The 15719-nt window shown below is 43.2% G+C and carries 16 protein-coding genes and 1 pseudogene; 13 read left to right on the top strand and 4 right to left on the bottom strand.

What is annotated here, in order from left to right:
* Positions 1 to 63 precede the first annotated feature (63 nt).
* Positions 64 to 327 carry a hypothetical protein gene (locus ACFVQB_RS04665; protein WP_379435220.1) on the bottom strand — a complete coding sequence of 88 codons (264 nt, stop codon included), beginning with the start codon at positions 325 to 327 and terminating at the stop codon, positions 64 to 66.
* A 235-nt stretch (positions 328 to 562) separates the two neighbouring features.
* Between ACFVQB_RS04665 and ACFVQB_RS04670 the strand changes: the two are divergent.
* Positions 563 to 829, top strand: a pseudogene (locus ACFVQB_RS04670) (catalase); the annotation flags it as partial.
* A gap of 118 nt (positions 830 to 947) precedes the next feature.
* On the opposite strand, the gene ACFVQB_RS04675 reads toward ACFVQB_RS04670, so the two are convergent.
* Entirely contained in the window at positions 948 to 1076 is a 129-nt protein-coding gene (locus tag ACFVQB_RS04675) for a DUF4023 family protein (RefSeq protein WP_379435221.1), read from the bottom strand.
* A gap of 207 nt (positions 1077 to 1283) precedes the next feature.
* On the opposite strand from ACFVQB_RS04675, the gene ACFVQB_RS04680 reads away from it, so the two are divergent.
* The 5 genes from ACFVQB_RS04680 to ACFVQB_RS04700 all read left to right on the top strand — a co-directional run bounded on the left by ACFVQB_RS04680 (position 1284) and on the right by ACFVQB_RS04700 (position 5882).
* Positions 1284 to 2042: a TrmB family transcriptional regulator gene (locus ACFVQB_RS04680; protein ID WP_379435222.1), complete on the top strand. Its 759-nt coding sequence runs from the start codon at positions 1284 to 1286 to the stop codon at positions 2040 to 2042.
* A gap of 107 nt (positions 2043 to 2149) precedes the next feature.
* A complete protein-coding gene (locus tag ACFVQB_RS04685) occupies positions 2150 to 3313 on the top strand; it encodes an MFS transporter (protein WP_379435223.1) in 1164 nt (387 codons plus the stop codon).
* A gap of 241 nt (positions 3314 to 3554) precedes the next feature.
* Entirely contained in the window at positions 3555 to 4130 is a 576-nt protein-coding gene (locus tag ACFVQB_RS04690; protein ID WP_379435224.1) for a sugar O-acetyltransferase, read from the top strand.
* Between the two features lie 41 nt (positions 4131 to 4171).
* Positions 4172 to 4759 (top strand): sugar O-acetyltransferase, encoded by a 588-nt coding sequence (locus ACFVQB_RS04695; RefSeq protein WP_379435225.1) that lies wholly within the window; start codon positions 4172 to 4174, stop codon positions 4757 to 4759.
* Between the two features lie 118 nt (positions 4760 to 4877).
* Complete coding sequence (locus ACFVQB_RS04700) at positions 4878 to 5882, top strand: ROK family protein (protein WP_379435226.1); 1005 nt, start codon at positions 4878 to 4880, stop codon at positions 5880 to 5882.
* Between the two features lie 132 nt (positions 5883 to 6014).
* Here the strand turns inward: ACFVQB_RS04700 and ACFVQB_RS04705 are convergent, their stop codons facing one another.
* Positions 6015 to 7448 carry a glycoside hydrolase family 1 protein gene (locus ACFVQB_RS04705; RefSeq protein WP_379435227.1) on the bottom strand — a complete coding sequence of 478 codons (1434 nt, stop codon included), beginning with the start codon at positions 7446 to 7448 and terminating at the stop codon, positions 6015 to 6017.
* Positions 7449 to 7614: 166 nt separating this feature from the next.
* Here ACFVQB_RS04705 and ACFVQB_RS04710 point away from each other — a divergent pair, with 166 nt between their 5' ends.
* The 3 genes from ACFVQB_RS04710 to ACFVQB_RS04720 all read left to right on the top strand — a co-directional run bounded on the left by ACFVQB_RS04710 (position 7615) and on the right by ACFVQB_RS04720 (position 10347).
* Positions 7615 to 8583 (top strand): LacI family DNA-binding transcriptional regulator, encoded by a 969-nt coding sequence (locus ACFVQB_RS04710; RefSeq protein ID WP_379435228.1) that lies wholly within the window; start codon positions 7615 to 7617, stop codon positions 8581 to 8583.
* An 84-nt stretch (positions 8584 to 8667) separates the two neighbouring features.
* Positions 8668 to 9876 (top strand): macrolide family glycosyltransferase, encoded by a 1209-nt coding sequence (locus tag ACFVQB_RS04715; RefSeq protein ID WP_379435229.1) that lies wholly within the window; start codon positions 8668 to 8670, stop codon positions 9874 to 9876.
* Between the two features lie 177 nt (positions 9877 to 10053).
* Positions 10054 to 10347: a DUF3817 domain-containing protein gene (locus ACFVQB_RS04720; protein ID WP_379435230.1), complete on the top strand. Its 294-nt coding sequence runs from the start codon at positions 10054 to 10056 to the stop codon at positions 10345 to 10347.
* 114 nt (positions 10348 to 10461) lie between these two features.
* Here ACFVQB_RS04720 and ACFVQB_RS04725 read toward each other — a convergent pair whose 3' ends face one another.
* Positions 10462 to 10599 carry a hypothetical protein gene (locus tag ACFVQB_RS04725; protein ID WP_379435231.1) on the bottom strand — a complete coding sequence of 46 codons (138 nt, stop codon included), beginning with the start codon at positions 10597 to 10599 and terminating at the stop codon, positions 10462 to 10464.
* A 342-nt stretch (positions 10600 to 10941) separates the two neighbouring features.
* On the opposite strand from ACFVQB_RS04725, the gene ACFVQB_RS04730 reads away from it, so the two are divergent.
* The 4 genes from ACFVQB_RS04730 (at position 10942) to ACFVQB_RS04745 (ending at position 15698) form a co-directional block, all read left to right on the top strand.
* Positions 10942 to 11964 (top strand): LacI family DNA-binding transcriptional regulator, encoded by a 1023-nt coding sequence (locus ACFVQB_RS04730; RefSeq protein ID WP_379435232.1) that lies wholly within the window; start codon positions 10942 to 10944, stop codon positions 11962 to 11964.
* A 118-nt stretch (positions 11965 to 12082) separates the two neighbouring features.
* Positions 12083 to 13075, top strand: coding sequence for an ABC transporter permease (locus tag ACFVQB_RS04735; protein WP_379435233.1), 993 nt, complete (start codon positions 12083 to 12085; stop codon positions 13073 to 13075).
* Positions 13076 to 13090: 15 nt separating this feature from the next.
* Positions 13091 to 13978 (top strand): carbohydrate ABC transporter permease, encoded by an 888-nt coding sequence (locus tag ACFVQB_RS04740; RefSeq protein ID WP_379435234.1) that lies wholly within the window; start codon positions 13091 to 13093, stop codon positions 13976 to 13978.
* Between the two features lie 76 nt (positions 13979 to 14054).
* Entirely contained in the window at positions 14055 to 15698 is a 1644-nt protein-coding gene (locus tag ACFVQB_RS04745; RefSeq protein WP_379435235.1) for a type 2 periplasmic-binding domain-containing protein, read from the top strand.
* Positions 15699 to 15719 lie beyond the last annotated feature (21 nt).

Consider the following 15719-nt stretch of genomic DNA (forward strand, 5'->3'; position numbering starts at 1 on the left):
TTTCATTGATTGAATAACAAACAGGTGCACTTCCTTATTGGAGGAGGGCGCCTGTTTGTTCGTTTATGATCTGCGTTTCAACAATAAAACGCCACTGATGTTCGATGTTTTTTTGCTATAGACCACTTTAAAACCAATATCATTGTCCAACAAGCAGTTTAAGGCATTGATCAATAGTGCACCAGGAACCAGGGTGAACGTACAAGGGAACGTGTTCCCAATCACACGCACACTTTTGATTCTGCGCGGAGAACCGGGAACGAGCGGATTTCTGGACCAATAGATCAATACCAAATCCGGTTGTGGAACAGCTTTTACACTAGCCATCCTCATCATCTCTTTTCTATTAGATTCTTTATAGTAAATGAAAAGCAGATGAAGAAGGTGCTAGACAGAAGACGCGATATTTAATAAATGGGACAATCCCCAACTATGCCTCATGGCAAAGCTCATGTTATTCGTATTTGTAATTCACACACATGATTCAGATCGAAGTATTGGTATATCAGGCAATCATACGTGTACTTCCAGTGCCATACATATAATGTTGAAGGTGATTGTGATGAGCAAGGAACCCACGGATGAGAACAAAAAGATTGAGCAGCGAAATGCCTTTCTTCGGGATAATAACGGAAAAGAAATGTCTTCCAACGAAGGGGTTAAAATATCGGATGATAGCAATTGAGCCTACGGTGAATTTGAGTTATATGAGTCACTTGAAGAGTTAACGATGGCGCATTTTCTTCAGGATCCCCGTGTGAAAACACCGCTGTTTGTTCGTTTTTCCGAGGTTGCAGGCTCCAAAGGAGTGAACGAAACAAATCGGAATGCTGTTGAACGGCCAAATCACGAATAGCAAGAAAAGGATCTCCCTCCAGAGGTCCTTTTCTTGCTGAAAGAAAAAAATGAGCAGTATTCCCTTAACTTGATTGCATGCCATGATAAGCTTACTTATTGGTGTTATGCTGCTTCGATGGCAGTTTATCCGTTGGCGTACCTTTACCATTGTTTTTGTTATGACGTGCTTTTTCGGCGTTCTCGTTTACTTTTTTTACAAAATCATGGGTGCTTTCCACGTTTAAGCACACCTCCTTCAAAAAATCAAAATGTGTAGCCTGAATCTTAATATAACCATTGGAAGGTCATTATATTTGCATACTCCGTTCAGACGTAAGATCACGATTCAATTAGGACGAAGGAACGGTGGGATAACTGGACATGGGAAGTTCAGGCGTCTAAACTGTATAGAACGATACAAAACAAGAAGGAGCCCGAATCGAACCATGTTGCAGAAATTCGGTTTTACACAATATGAAAGTCAGGTGTATGAGGCCATATTTGCGCAGGATGCACCGCTTGATGCCACATCCATTGTTAATTACTCCAATGTACCCAAGGCCAAGATATACGAAGTGCTTAATCGGCTTATTGATAAGGGAACGGTCCTAACAACCATGCATGGGAAGAAAAAATTATACATGGCGGTTGATCTTCAGTCCATTATCCTCAAAATAAGGGCCGACTTTGAGAAGGATATTGAGGAATTAAAGACATATAAAATCAAACGTACATTTACAGATGAACATATCTGGACATTGAAGGATGCATCATCTATTGCATCGAATATAGAACAGCTTATTGACGAAGCGGATTCATCTATCCTTTTTCTGGCGTGGAACGAGCAAATGGAGAAATACCGGGAGCTTCTGGAGAGAAAAGAGGCTGAAGGTGTACATGTGGAGGTCCTGGCTGTAGGGGGATTGCAAACGTCTCTAACCCATAAGTATTCGTTAATCCCGATGCTGGAGGACAGTAAGCTTGAGCCCTCACAGCTAATCATTGTTGACCATGGCTATCTTTTGTTTGCAGGTATTGAGCATGACTCATGGAAGGCCATCAAGACAACGTCCAAACCCATTGTTAAAGCATTAACGGATTATTTCTATCATGACGTCGCGCTTACTCAAATTACCAAAAAATTCGGTGACCAGCTGCTTCAGGACGAAGAAATTGCACGTCTGCTGGCACGATTAATTTATTAAAACGATGGTTCCAAAGCTATTCTTTCTGAGAATAGCTTTTTTGTATTGAAATCTTCTCGCAGTTGGGTTACTATCGTAGTTGTAACTTTCGAGGAGGCTTCAAAAAAATGAATAAAAAAGTATATGTCCTGGCAATCGCGGCATTTGTAGTGGGTACCGTAGAACTCATTTTAGGCGGCATTCTGGACTTGATTGCAACAGATCTTCATCTGACTTTGGCAAAAGCCGGGTATTTAATTTCCATCTTCTCACTTGTCTATGCGCTATCTGCGCCTATTTTGTTAAATATGACGGCCAGATTCGAACGTAAAAAAGTATATATGTGCACTTTATTCGTTTTTCTAATCAGCAATCTGATCTCTGCATTTAGTGCCAACTTCTATATGCTTTTGGCAGGCAGAGCACTAGGGGCCGCAACGGGCTCATTGATTTTTGTTCTGTCACTGACGCTCGCAGCTCGTATTGTGGAACCTCAGTATAAAGGCCGTGCCGTGGGGATAATCACGATGGGAGGAAGTGCATCACTAATTTTGGGTGTACCGATTGGAATCTTCGTCGGTAACCTCGCGGGATGGCGTGAAGTGTTTATGTTGATCGCGATTTTGACTGCAGTGGTCATGGTTGCCATTGGCATTGCCATGGATCGTGTGCAGCCCATTCCGGCAGTATCCTTGAAGAAGCAGCTTGCTGCTCTGTGGAATCCGAAAATGCTGGCGATCCATGTTACAACATTACTTGTGCTCGCAGGTCATTTGACGTTATATGCGTATTTCACACCATTTCTCCAGGAAGCGCTGGGAGCCAGCTCAACGATGGTCACCTTTATTTATATGATGTTTGGTATCGCTGCTGTAGCAGGGGGCGGAATCGGCGGCATATTATCAGATCGTTTGCATCCGGCCAAAGCCATTGTCATTGTGCTGATTCCTTTTATCGTGAGCATGGCAGTTATTCCATTTAGTATCGGCTTGCCTTTGATTGCATTCTTGATCCTGCTAAGTATCTGGAGTGCGCTAAGCTGGACAGTTACTCCCGTACAGAATAGTCTGATTATCAGAACCTCACCGGCAACCGCAGAAACATTAATTAGTACCAATTCAGGGATTGCACATGCCGGTATTGCTCTGGGAACCTATATTGGCGGGGTGGTTATCGATCATTCGTCCATTATGTATACAGGATGGGTTGGTTCTGTTCTGATTTTGATGGGTCTGGTGTCAGCCGTTTATGCAATTAGTCGCAAGGAGCAAACTGTTCAGGCGGTTGGATAATACTTTAGTTTAAAAGTTGTCTATGCAAACTGCTCTACATTGTTTTACTTCAATAAACCTCTGCGATCCAATAATTTATTGGATCGCAGAGGTTTTTTAATAACAATAGGCATAATATCTCTGCATTCAATATGTAAAAGAACTTGATTTATTTAGGTTATCCCATATAATTATTATAGCTTTATAAAGTATCTTAATTTATTAGTTCAATCATTAATATAGACGAAAAGGGGAAACAATCATGAGCAATATCAAAACAAAATCGGAAAAACAAAAAATGATCGATGGTGAGCTGTACTTGGCTTCCGATCCCCAATTGTCTCAAGACAGGGAATATGCAAGAAGAATGACACGTATGTACAATCAGACCACAGAAACAGATGGCGAGCTCCGTACAAAGGTATTGAAAGAGTTGTTGGGTTCAACGGGTGAACACCTGAGCATGGAACCAAATATTCATTTTGACTATGGATACAACATTCATGTTGGAGAACATTTCTATACCAATTTTAACTGTACGATACTCGACGTATGTGAAGTACGTATTGGAGACAACTGTTTAATGGGACCTGACGTTCACATATATACCGCTACTCATCCCTTGAATCCGTTCGAACGGATAACAGGTGCAGAGTATGGAAAGCCAGTAACCATCGGAAATAATGTATGGATCGGAGGCAGGGCAGTCATTAATCCAGGAGTCACCATCGGGAACAATGTCGTTATTGCTTCCGGTGCCGTAGTCACAAAAGATATCCCGGATAACATGATTGTTGGTGGGAATCCTGCTAGAATTATTAGAGAGATAGAGCTTTAAATCATTCATTTTGGACAGAAGAGTTGGAGGCACAGGAATTCATGACAGAAAAAGAGAAATCACAACTGGGACTACTGTATAATGCGAATTATGACAAAGAATTGATTGATGAACGTTTGTACGCGAAGGGACTTTGTTACGAGTATAATCAGCTTCATCCAGGTAAGATCACCGAGAGAGAAGCGTTGCTTAAAAAGCTGCTTGGAAAAACGACGGATCGTTTCCTGATCGAGCAGCCTTTTGTATGTGATTACGGCTATAACATTGAAATTGGTGAGAACTTCTATAGCAATCATAATATGGTTATGCTGGATGGAGCCAAAATTAGTTTTGGAGACAACGTTTTTGTTGCTCCAAACTGTGGATTCTACACTGCCGGTCATCCTTATGATGTGGAACAACGTAACGAAGGTCTTGAAATTGTAGGTGCCATCACAGTGGGCAATAATGTTTGGATCGGTGGCGGTGTAACTGTTCTTGCGGGTGTGACTATTGGAGATAATACAATTATCGGGGCAGGAAGTGTAGTCACCAGAGACATTCCTTCTGATGTAATCGCTGCGGGTAATCCATGCAGAGTTATTCGCAAAATAACGGAAGCAGACAAAACGAAATATAGAAGAAGCTAATCACCAAGTGTATAGCAACCCTCAGAATACCCGATGTTTTTCATCGGGTGTTTTTAAACCCTTTGGAGATATTGTATAGTTACTACATTGGAGAAGAAACTACGGAGTAGGGGTGCTTATGAAAATAGCGAACGCGTATCTGATGAAAGAAATTAATATAAACCATGTACGCCAGGTTATGAAACGGGTGGAAACAGCAACCAAGCCACAACTGGCCTCCTTGACCAAGCTCAGTGTAGTAACCGTCAATTCACTGGTAAAAGAGTTATGTGATCTGGGTGAATTGTTTGAGGACGAGACAGTGCCTTCCAACGGGGGCAGACCTGCATTAACTTATCGATATAATTACGATTTCAGCTTGGCTTTGGTCATGTATATCAACGAAAAGCAGGGGCAGGATCTGATTACGGCCACCGTCATTAACCTAGAGGATCACATGGTGTTCAGAGAAGAATATACGATGCCCACGTTTGATCAGAAACAGTTCTATGAGATCATAGGGAACGTGCTGACTCAGCATGCTTCCATTAAAGTGATCGGTATCGGTATTCCTGGGCAAACCGTGAATGGGGAAATTACAGTGAGCAGTCACCAGCAGCTGAAAGGTATACGTATGATTGAAGATCTTGAAGCGCAGTTTGGATTACCAGTCATGGTGGAAAATGATGTGAATGCTGCAATTAGCGGATACTGCGCAAAGCAAGAGTTAGACGAAGAACATTGTGTCATCGGAATCTATTTTCCAACCCATTACCCGCCAGGCATGGGTATTTATCTGGATGGTAAAGTGATCAAAGGTAAACTTGGCATGGCGGGGGAAGTGAAATACCTTCCTATGGGGGTTGATTGGTATAGCTTAGTGGAAAAGGAACTGTTTATTGAAACGGTATGCAAAATGATTCAAACGGTAAATGCGATTCTTGCACCAGATAAAGTTGTAATTTACCAAAATATGATTGATAAAGATTCAGTTGTTCAAGCATGGCAGATGAATCAAGCGGAGCTCTCAATGCCATCTTATCCTGACGTCATTCTGATCGATTCTTTCCGGGATGATTTTGAAGCAGGGATGCGATGGTTAACGTTGAAAGCGTTGGAACCGGCCCTTGTCCAATTTAATTGATTACTGGAACTCACTATATGAATAAAAATCCCCCAGCAGAAAACAGTGCAACATTACATCGTATACCAATGCATGTCCTTGTTTTCTGCTGGGGAAGAGCAGGAATGCACCTGCTACAGGTGTATCCATTCCTTAACGTTTCAGGCTTTGGCCGTTACTGCCGATGACATCTTTGTACCAGTGGAACGACTTTTTGCGATACCGATCGAGTGTTCCTGAACCATCGTCATGGCGATCAACATAGATGTAACCATAACGCTTCTTCAATTGTGCTGACGAAGCACTGACCACATCAATACATCCCCAAGACGTATATCCCATAACTTCAACGCCGTCTTCAATAGCTTCCGCGACTTGAACAAGATGATCATTCAAATACTGAATGCGATAGTTATCTTCAACAGTCTTTTCACCATCAGGTCCGGTAATAAGCTCGTCCACAGCGCCCAGTCCGTTTTCCACAATAAAGAGTGGTTTCTGATAACGGTCATAGAACATGTTGAGCACATAGCGCAGTCCTTGCGGATCGATCTGCCATCCCCACTCACTTGCAGGCAAGTAAGGGTTAGGTATACCGCCAAGCAGGTTACCTTCGCCCGCAACTTGTTTATCCGGATCAGACGTTTGGCAGATACTCATGTAATAGCTGAAAGAAATGAAGTCGACAGTATGGAGCAGCATGTCTTCGTCACCATCTTCCATCTGAATCTGGATTCCATTTTCCCGGAAGAAACGTTTCATGTATCCTGGATAGCGGCCTCTCACATGCACATCTCCGAAGAAATAATTGCTATGTTCGAATTCCATCACTTTAATCATGTCATCGGGATTCGGTGTTAGCGGATAGGTCGGCATACTGAGCATCATACAACCAATCTGCGCACCTGGAATGATCTCATGACAGAGTTTCACAGCAGAAGCGCTGGCTACAAATTCATGGTGTATCGCCTGATAAAGATCCTGTTTGCTCAATTTCTCTTTTGGTGTGTAGATGCCACCACTCATAAAAGGTGCTTCCAGAATCGAATTGATTTCGTTGAACGTGAGCCAGTACTTCACTTTATTTTGATAGCGTTTGAACACGGTAGTCACATAACGCTCATAGAATCCAATCATCTTCCGATTGACCCAGCCATCATATTCCTTGGAGAGATGCAGAGGTGTCTCGTAGTGTGAAAGAGTGACCAGTGGTTCGATCCCGTATTTAAGACACTCGTCAAAGAGATCATCATAGAATTGAAGACCTTCTTCATTGGGTTCCAGTTCATCTCCCTTAGGGAAGATACGTGACCAGGCGATGGAAGTACGGAACACCTTGAATCCCATCTCGGCGAATAACTTGACGTCCTCTTTATAACGATGATACAGGTCTATCCCGATCAGTTTCATGTTATCTTCAGTCGGTTCTTCCGTAATGGGACCCATGATACCTTTGGGAGCTACATCCTGAGTGGACAAACCTTTGCCACCTAGATTATATGCGCCTTCGGCCTGGTTGGCGGCAATGGCACCACCCCACAGGAAGTTTTCGGGGAATTGAAATGATGGATGTTGAGATTGACTCATGGGTATCGCTCCAATCGTTATGAATTCGTTGTGGATGTTACATACAGCAGCACTGCATAAAAAAAGCTTAAACGTTGGAACGGGTTACACGTCAAGTTTTACTTTTTATTTATTTTGAGGCAAACTGTAAATCATTATAGATAGTCAGCAAGAAAGGAGACTTCATGTGTCCAAGTTCGATGAAATTATGAAGCAGTCCGGCTACTCGAAGGCCACGGTGTCCAGAGTAATTAATCATTCACGACATGTGAGCGACGAGGCTCGCCAGAAAATAACGGAAATCATGAAACAGCTAAACTATATACCGAATCGAAATGCCGTTTCGTTATCCACCGGACAGACCAAGCAGATTGGGATTGTCACATCCGCAACCAACGAGATTATTCTTACGTTCATGAATCAATTCATTGATACCGCGATGGATTATGGATTTCAGACCCTGATCTATACTTCGCGTGGAGATAAGGAAATTGAATTGCAGGCGTTCGAGGATCTGCGGAGTAAACGGGTGGATGGACTGGTGATTATGACCTGTGTCAATCATCCCGACAAACTGAAAGCCTATTGCGAGTATGGTCCGATTGTATCCTGGCAGAGGATGGGGAATGACGAAATTCCGTCAGTGGCTATGGATCAGGCACAAGGCTACAGGCTGGCTCTAGAGCATCTGGTGTCCAAAGGCTATACATGCATTGCGAATGCCTTTGGCAGAGCAGAAAGTCTGAATACCCAGAGCCGGCGGGAAGCCTATGAATCCTTTATGGCAGATAAGGGTCTGCCTGTATTGCGTGAAGCCTATCAATATTCGGTATTCAGCTCATCTGATGGAGAAGAAGCGATGCGAAGAATGGCAAGTGGGCCAGAACTTCCTCAAGCGGTGTTATGTTCGAATGATTATGCAGCAATCGGGATTTGGTCCGAAGCACGCAAACAGAATATACAGATTCCTGAACAACTCGCCATTGTTGGCTTCGATGATATTGAGCTGTCCCGTGTTCTTGGAATAACCACCATACATAATCCGATTGCAGAACAGGCTACACAGGCCTTTCATCGATTATGGGCTGTCCTTGGCAAGCAGGAGCTACAGCCTCAGCAACTGGAATTTCAACTGATAGAACGTGCAACTACCTAAATTTTTTTGGAGGGAAACACACATCATTGCCTATGAATTTTTACAACAGATAGAGAACGGAAGCATAACAAAGGAGGGATAGCTATGGCACGTGTTTTATTTATTAACGGTGGATCAGAAGGACATGTCAATCCAACCATTGGCGTTGTGCAGGAGCTTATTTCACGCGGGGAAGAGGTCGTGTACTTCACTATAGAAGCGTATCGGGAACGAATGGTGAAGACGGGTGCTATAGTCCGAACCTTTGACGATCAAAAATTCATTAAAGCCTTTGTCTCAGGTGGCAGAGATTATTTGCTTGAACGTGTCAACGGTCTTTTGCTTACGGCAGATATCGTCATTCCGAGCGTGCTTGAACAGATCAAGGGTGAACATTTTGACTACATCATCCATGATTCCATGTTTGGCTGCGGACGCTTGCTTGCACAAATTCTGAATCTTCCTGCAATTAATTCGTGTACTTCTTTTGCACAGACCGAAGAATCATTCAATCATTTGATGCAACAATTTTTCTTAAATGTTCCTGCCGAAATCGTCCAACCTATAAACGATACATTCCATAGTCTGACGACAAGGTTACAGGAAAAATATAATGTAGAGATTCCTTCTCCCTACGAGGTATTTTGCAATCCCGCGCCGCTTACCATCGTCTATACTACAAGGGAATTCCAGCCAAATGGAGAAGTATTCGACCACACGTACCAATTTGTAGGACCGTCCATCTTTTCGCGATTAACGCATGAAGACTTTGACCTGGCAGCAATTAAAGGGAAAACACTTATTTACATTTCACTGGGTACGATTTTTAACCAAGCTCTTGATTTCTATAAGCTTTGCTTGGAAGCATTGGGGAATACCGATTATACAATTGTCATGTCTGTTGGGAATAGAACACAAATTACGGATCTGGGAGCAATTCCAGGAAATTTCATCGTTAAACGTTATGTTCCACAAATGGATGTATTGCAGTCCGCTAAATTATTTATCACACACGGCGGGATGAACAGTACCAATGAAGGTTTTTATTTCGGGGTTCCCTTAATTATACTCCCTCAAAGCGCGGACCAGCCGATCATCGCTGAACAGGTTGTCAGCAGGGGAGCCGGCATTAGCTTACAAATGCAAACCTTGACTGCCAATCAGCTGCGTAAAGCTGTGGATCATGTGTTAGACGCTCCCTCTTTCGAGAAAGCTGTTGCGAATATGAGGGAATCCTTTCGAAAATCAGGCGGGTATCATTACGCTGTTGATGCGATTTTCGAATTTAAGACTCAACATCTCACTCACGGATAGTTCAGTCATTAATTATTCAAAATTGAAGCATTTCCGGACCAGAACTATGCGGTATACTGAACAAGAAGTTTCAAGAGAAGCTGCATAATTACGGACTTATGTGGCTTCAAGTTGAAACATCTTGTAACAAGTTACATATTTCACAAACTAGCCGCTGGAAAGGTGAGATTGAACAGGATGAAGACAGTGACAGGTCGATTCAAAATTGCAGGCATATGGGAAGGTGTATCATTACTGCTGTTGATTTTTATAGCCATGCCGTTAAAATATTTTGCCGATATGTCTTCCCCGGTAACGATTATGGGCATGATTCACGGTATTCTTTTTCCGTTATATCTGATTGCGCTTGTGCATTTGGCAGTTGTGAAAAAATGGAAAGCTTCACGCTGGTTCATGGGAGTGGTAGCAGGCTTATTGCCTTTTGGAACATTTGTATTTGAATCCTATCTTCGCAAGAGAGACTGGAAGTAAGAATTGTCGAAAAGAACATGACAATGACAGCAGGCGATCAACTCCGGATGTTATCCGAACTGGTCGCCTGCTGTTTTCTGTGCACATTCTTTTTTTTGGAAAGAGTGCGAACGCTTATTTTACGGTGCCTGTTTGACGATCCGATAGCAGGCTGACGCCAATATCACCAGAGGCATCAGATACAGGTGCATACGTGGAGAAGGAAATTACAGCAATCAGGGCAGTTAGCAGAAAAAGAAATGATTTTTTCATACAATAACCTCTTTTCATATGGGATGATCTTCCAACTATATTTTAATGCAGATAGGCTGTATTTGAAAAGAAAATGTTTAGGCGAGCGCGAAATTTGTACAGTTAGACATTCATGATAAACTATAGTCTAAACTACAATCGCCAACTGACTGAAAGGGATGACCCTACACAATGATTATGTTGGTGGAGCAGAAGGAATACGTTCGAGCCGATATTTTTCAGCCTCAACCACAGTGACGGTAATCTTGAAAATAATTAAAAGAAAAAGTGTTGTATTGAAAACGGTTTTATGCTAATTTAAAATATATAAAAACGTTTTTATAGCAAAGGACCAAAAAAATTATGGGAAAGATTACGATTAAAGATGTTGCAAGGGAAGCCGGGGTATCCATTTCTACGGTTTCCAACGCCTTGAACGGCGTAGATGTCTTGAATCCGGAGACCAAATCGCATGTCCTGAAGGTGGCAGAGCGTTTAAACTACGTTCCCAACCTGAACGGCAAGCTGCTGAAATCCGGGCAAACCAAGATGCTGGGCTTTTTCACCACAAGTGTGTCGGGTCCGTATTTCTATAAACTGGTTGAATCCATGTCTCGAGAATGCGATCGTCTGGGTTACGGGCTGAATGTGTTTGTGACCAAGGATAAGCAGGTCATTATGAGTAATATTCTGGGACGGCGTGTGGATGGTGTCATCATCTACGAAGAACTACGGATTGATGAGCAGGATATAATCGCTATGGAGAAAGACAAGATCAAGGCTGTATTTCTGGATCGGGTCTATCAGAGCGATACGATGGGGAGCGTCATTTTTGACTCCTATGTGGCGGGTTACGAAGCGACCAAGTATTTAATTGGACTGGGACACAAGAAAATTGCCTACATTTCCGGCGTGGACACCATGTTTGACAGTAATCAGCGTAGAGATGGTTATCTGGCTGCATTGCGTGAGTACCAGCTTCCGCTGGATGATGATTACATCTTACAGGGATATTTTGAGGAAGAGGGCACCTACAGTGCAGTAAAATCTTTTCTTCATCTGCATCCTGCCAAGCTGCCTGATGCTTTTCTTGCAGGAAATGATGTGAGCGCAATTGGCTGCATCCATGCCCTGAAGTCTCATGGCTTTGAGGTTCCTCAGGATGTAAGTGTAGTAGGTTTCGATGATATTGATATTGCCCAATATTTTTCCCCACCATTAAGTACCGTAAGAAACCAGATTGCAAGGCAGGGCATCCTGGCGATCAATCATTTGGTTCGCATGATCAAGAAGAAGGAACATGGGGTTTCACAGAAACTGGCGGGTGAACTTATCATACGGGGTTCAAGTCATGTGAAGATGGACCGGAGTGATTTTTTAACATAACTGATTCAATCATTTCCGGTTTTTTTTAAATTATTGATTTGAGACTAGGGGGTTTTTTTGCCGGAAAATAAAAACGTTTTTATGAAGAGATGCTTAAGTTGGAGGGGAGCAAAAGAGCGTGAGTAAATTAGCCGTAGAGACATCGTCAACCGGTAAAAAGCCTGTAAGACCGGGGGGAAGGAAGCCAATCGGACAAAGAGTGAAAGAGTTCGTCATCGATTATCGAAGACAATGGGAAATTCAATCGATGATTATACCCGGCATCATTTTTATGATTATTTTTTGTTACATTCCAATATACGGATTGACGATTGCATTCAAAAATTACACCGTCATTGATACGCTTTCTAGCGCACCGTGGGTCGGTCTGGAAAATTTCAGAATCATTATGTCAGACAAATACTTCTGGGATGCCGTAGTGAATACGCTGGGGATTAGCTTTTTGAAATTGGGTATTGGGTTCGTCATTCCGATTATCCTGGCAATCATGATTTATGAATTAAACAGCGGCCGTTTCAAAAAGTTTGTGCAAACGGTTTCATATCTGCCTCACTTTCTGTCCTGGATTGTACTGGGCGGCATGCTTATCACCTGGTTTTCAACAACGGGTTTGTTTAATCAGCTGCTGCTTAGCTTGGGACTGATCTCTCAACCGCAAAACATTTTGCTGGATGCAGGCAAGTATTGGTGGATTGCAGTATTATCCGATATTTGGAAAGAGGCCGGCTGGGGAACGATTCTGTATTTGGCGATTATGTCCAAGATTGATCCTACGTATTACGAGGCAGCCAAAATTGATGGTGCAAGCCGTCTCAGACAAATTTGGAATATCACATTACCCAACATGAAGTCGATCATTAGCCTTAATCTGATTCTTACTGTAAGCGGTTTACTTGGTTCCAATCTGGACCAGACGCTCGTTCTGATGAACTCGCAAAACCGTGACAAGGCAGAAGTTATCAATTCGTATGTATATCGTATGGGGATGTCACAGGGTGACTTTTCGTATGCTACCGCGGTTGGTCTGGGCGTCTCGATCGTGTCCGTTATTCTGTTGGTCACCGCGAACAAAATTACAAGCAAATTAAACGATAATCAATCTGTGCTGTAGAAGGAGGCATCCCGTGTGAATGGAAAGGTGGCTAAAGAAGATCTCGATAGTCGGATCTTTGATACCTTAAATATTATTTTACTCGCTATTTGTACTGTCATTATTGTGGTTCCGCTCTGGAATGTCATTATCTCTTCTTTTAGCTCGGGGAAGGCTTTGGCGGAAGGCGGGTTCATCTTCTGGTCACCGGAGTTCTCGCTGGAGAATTATAGAGCTGTGTTCAACGATTCAAGCATCTGGCAAGCGTTCTTCATCTCCGTATCCAAAACAACAATCGGAGTCGTTACACATGTGTTCTTCTGTGCTATGGTCGGTTACGGTCTGAGCAAAAAGTACATACGTGGCCGTAAGCTGTACGTAGCCATGGGGGTTATCACGATGTTCTTCTCTGGCGGAATGATCCCAACGTACTTATTGATCAAATCACTTGGCCTGCTCAACAGCTTCTGGGTGTACATTATTCCGGCATTGTTCAGCTTCTATGATGTCGTCATCCTGATGAATTTCTTCCGGAATGTACCGGATTCCCTGGAGGAGTCAGCTAAAATCGATGGTGCAGGGGATTGGCATATTTTCCTGAAAATCTTCATCCCGCTGTCCATGCCAGCGATGGCAACCATTGCATTGTTCAATGGGGTTGGGCAATGGAATGACTTTATGACAACCAAGTTGTACATTACCGATCAGTCGCTGTATCCATTGCAGATGATGCTGTATGAGATTATTGTTCAGTCCCAAACGCAGTCGATGCAAAATATCGGCGGTTCAGCAGTCATCGAAACAACAACTAAAGGGGTGCAACTGGCTACGATTGTTATTACTACACTGCCGATCATACTGATCTATCCTATCCTTCAAAGATACTTTATCTCGGGTATGATGCTGGGAGCAGTCAAGGAGTAAGGGTAAGAGGAATCTAAGCTTGTTCGAAAGTTCGCTCTATTCAATATTTCTCACCTAACTATAAGGAGGAAACAATATGTTCAAGATGAATAAGGCAGCAGGCAAAAAAGGAGTTAAGCTGTGCGCGGCATTGCTGACAGCGGTGATTATGATTACAGGCTGTAGTAGTGGATCAGGGGGTTCGAGCGAAGGCAACTGGGTTTCCATTGAAGATCGCTATACAGTCGATCCGGAAAAACCAGCTTGGCAGCTGGATAAAAAGGAAGAAGCAACAGACCTAACTTGGTATGTTAATGCCGACTGGTGGAACACGGATTTCGGCAAAGACATTGTAACCAAGAAGATTAAGGAAGATCTGAACATCAATATCAAATTCATTACAGGTGATGACACGAAGTTGAATACGTTCTTTGCCGGTGGAGATATGCCTGACATGCTGACCGTGTTTGATTCCAACTCTCCGGTGGTGCAAAAAGCCGAAACTTGGGCTATGCCGCTGAACGATCTTGCGGAGAAATATGATCCATACTTCAACAAAGTCGCGGCTGCCGATACTCTGAACTGGTTCCAGCTAGCTGATGGCAAGACGTATGGCTATCCAAACTACTCCAATACGCAAGCGGATTATGATAGTGGCAACATCCCGGCCAAAACGGCATTTATCATCCGTAAAGATGTGTACGAAGCTTTGGGAAGTCCTGTCATGGGAACGCCAGAGGAATTCGAAAGTGTGATGAAACAGATCAAGGAAAAGTTCCCAACGCTGATTCCATTTGGTTTTAACTCGATCGGTGAAGGAACAGGTTCACTCGGAGACACGCTGCAAGACTTCATTGGCGTGCCGCTTGAAACTGAAAATGGAGAATTCTATGATCGCAATCAGGATGAAGATTATCTTACATGGCTGAAGACTTTAAATAAGGTATACAGAGACGGAAATATCAGTGATGACAGCTTTGCTGATGATGGTACAGCCTTTGAGGAAAAAGTGAAATCCGGAAAATATGCAACGATGCTGCTGGATGGTACTCCTCAACAGGGAGGAAATCTGCAAATTTATCTGAGTGCCAATGAAGGCAAAGAGTATGTTGCCATTGATGGACCACAAAGCACCAAGGGGAATGCACCGACACTCAATCAATCCGGTATTACAGGCTGGATGATCAACTTCATCTCCAAGGATGCCAAAGATCCGGCCAAAGCGATTCAAATCTTTACGTATCTGCTTAGTGAAGAAGGTCAGCTTCTGATGAACTATGGTATTGAAGGCGAGACGTATAAAAAGAATGCGGATGGTACGGTTGAGCTGCTGCCAGCAGTGAAAGACCTGCAGCTGCATAATGCGGACAAATTCAAGAAGGAATACCGGATGGGTGAATTCATGTTCTTTGGCCATGACCGTCACAAAGCACTGAGTGCGGATGCTTTCCCGGAAGCCATTAAACAAATGCAAGAGTGGGGCAAAGGAAAACTGAAACCACACTTCATTCTGGAGAATATTAGTCCGAATCAAGGAACACCTGAAGCACGTGCGTTGTCGGCGATCAACGCCAAGTGGAACTCAACACTGGTAAGCATGGTACGTGCCAAAGATGATGCCTCTTTTGACAATGCGCTCGCCGCTTACAAGTCATTTTTAGGTGGAAACCGTTGGGATGACATCGTGAAGGTACGCAGTGAGAAAATGAAACAGAATAAAGAGAAATTGGGTATCCAATAAGAGGAATGTGGAGGGAAATCA

Source organism: Paenibacillus sp. NPDC057886, assembly GCF_042796655.1.
Lineage (GTDB): Bacteria > Bacillota > Bacilli > Paenibacillales > Paenibacillaceae > Paenibacillus.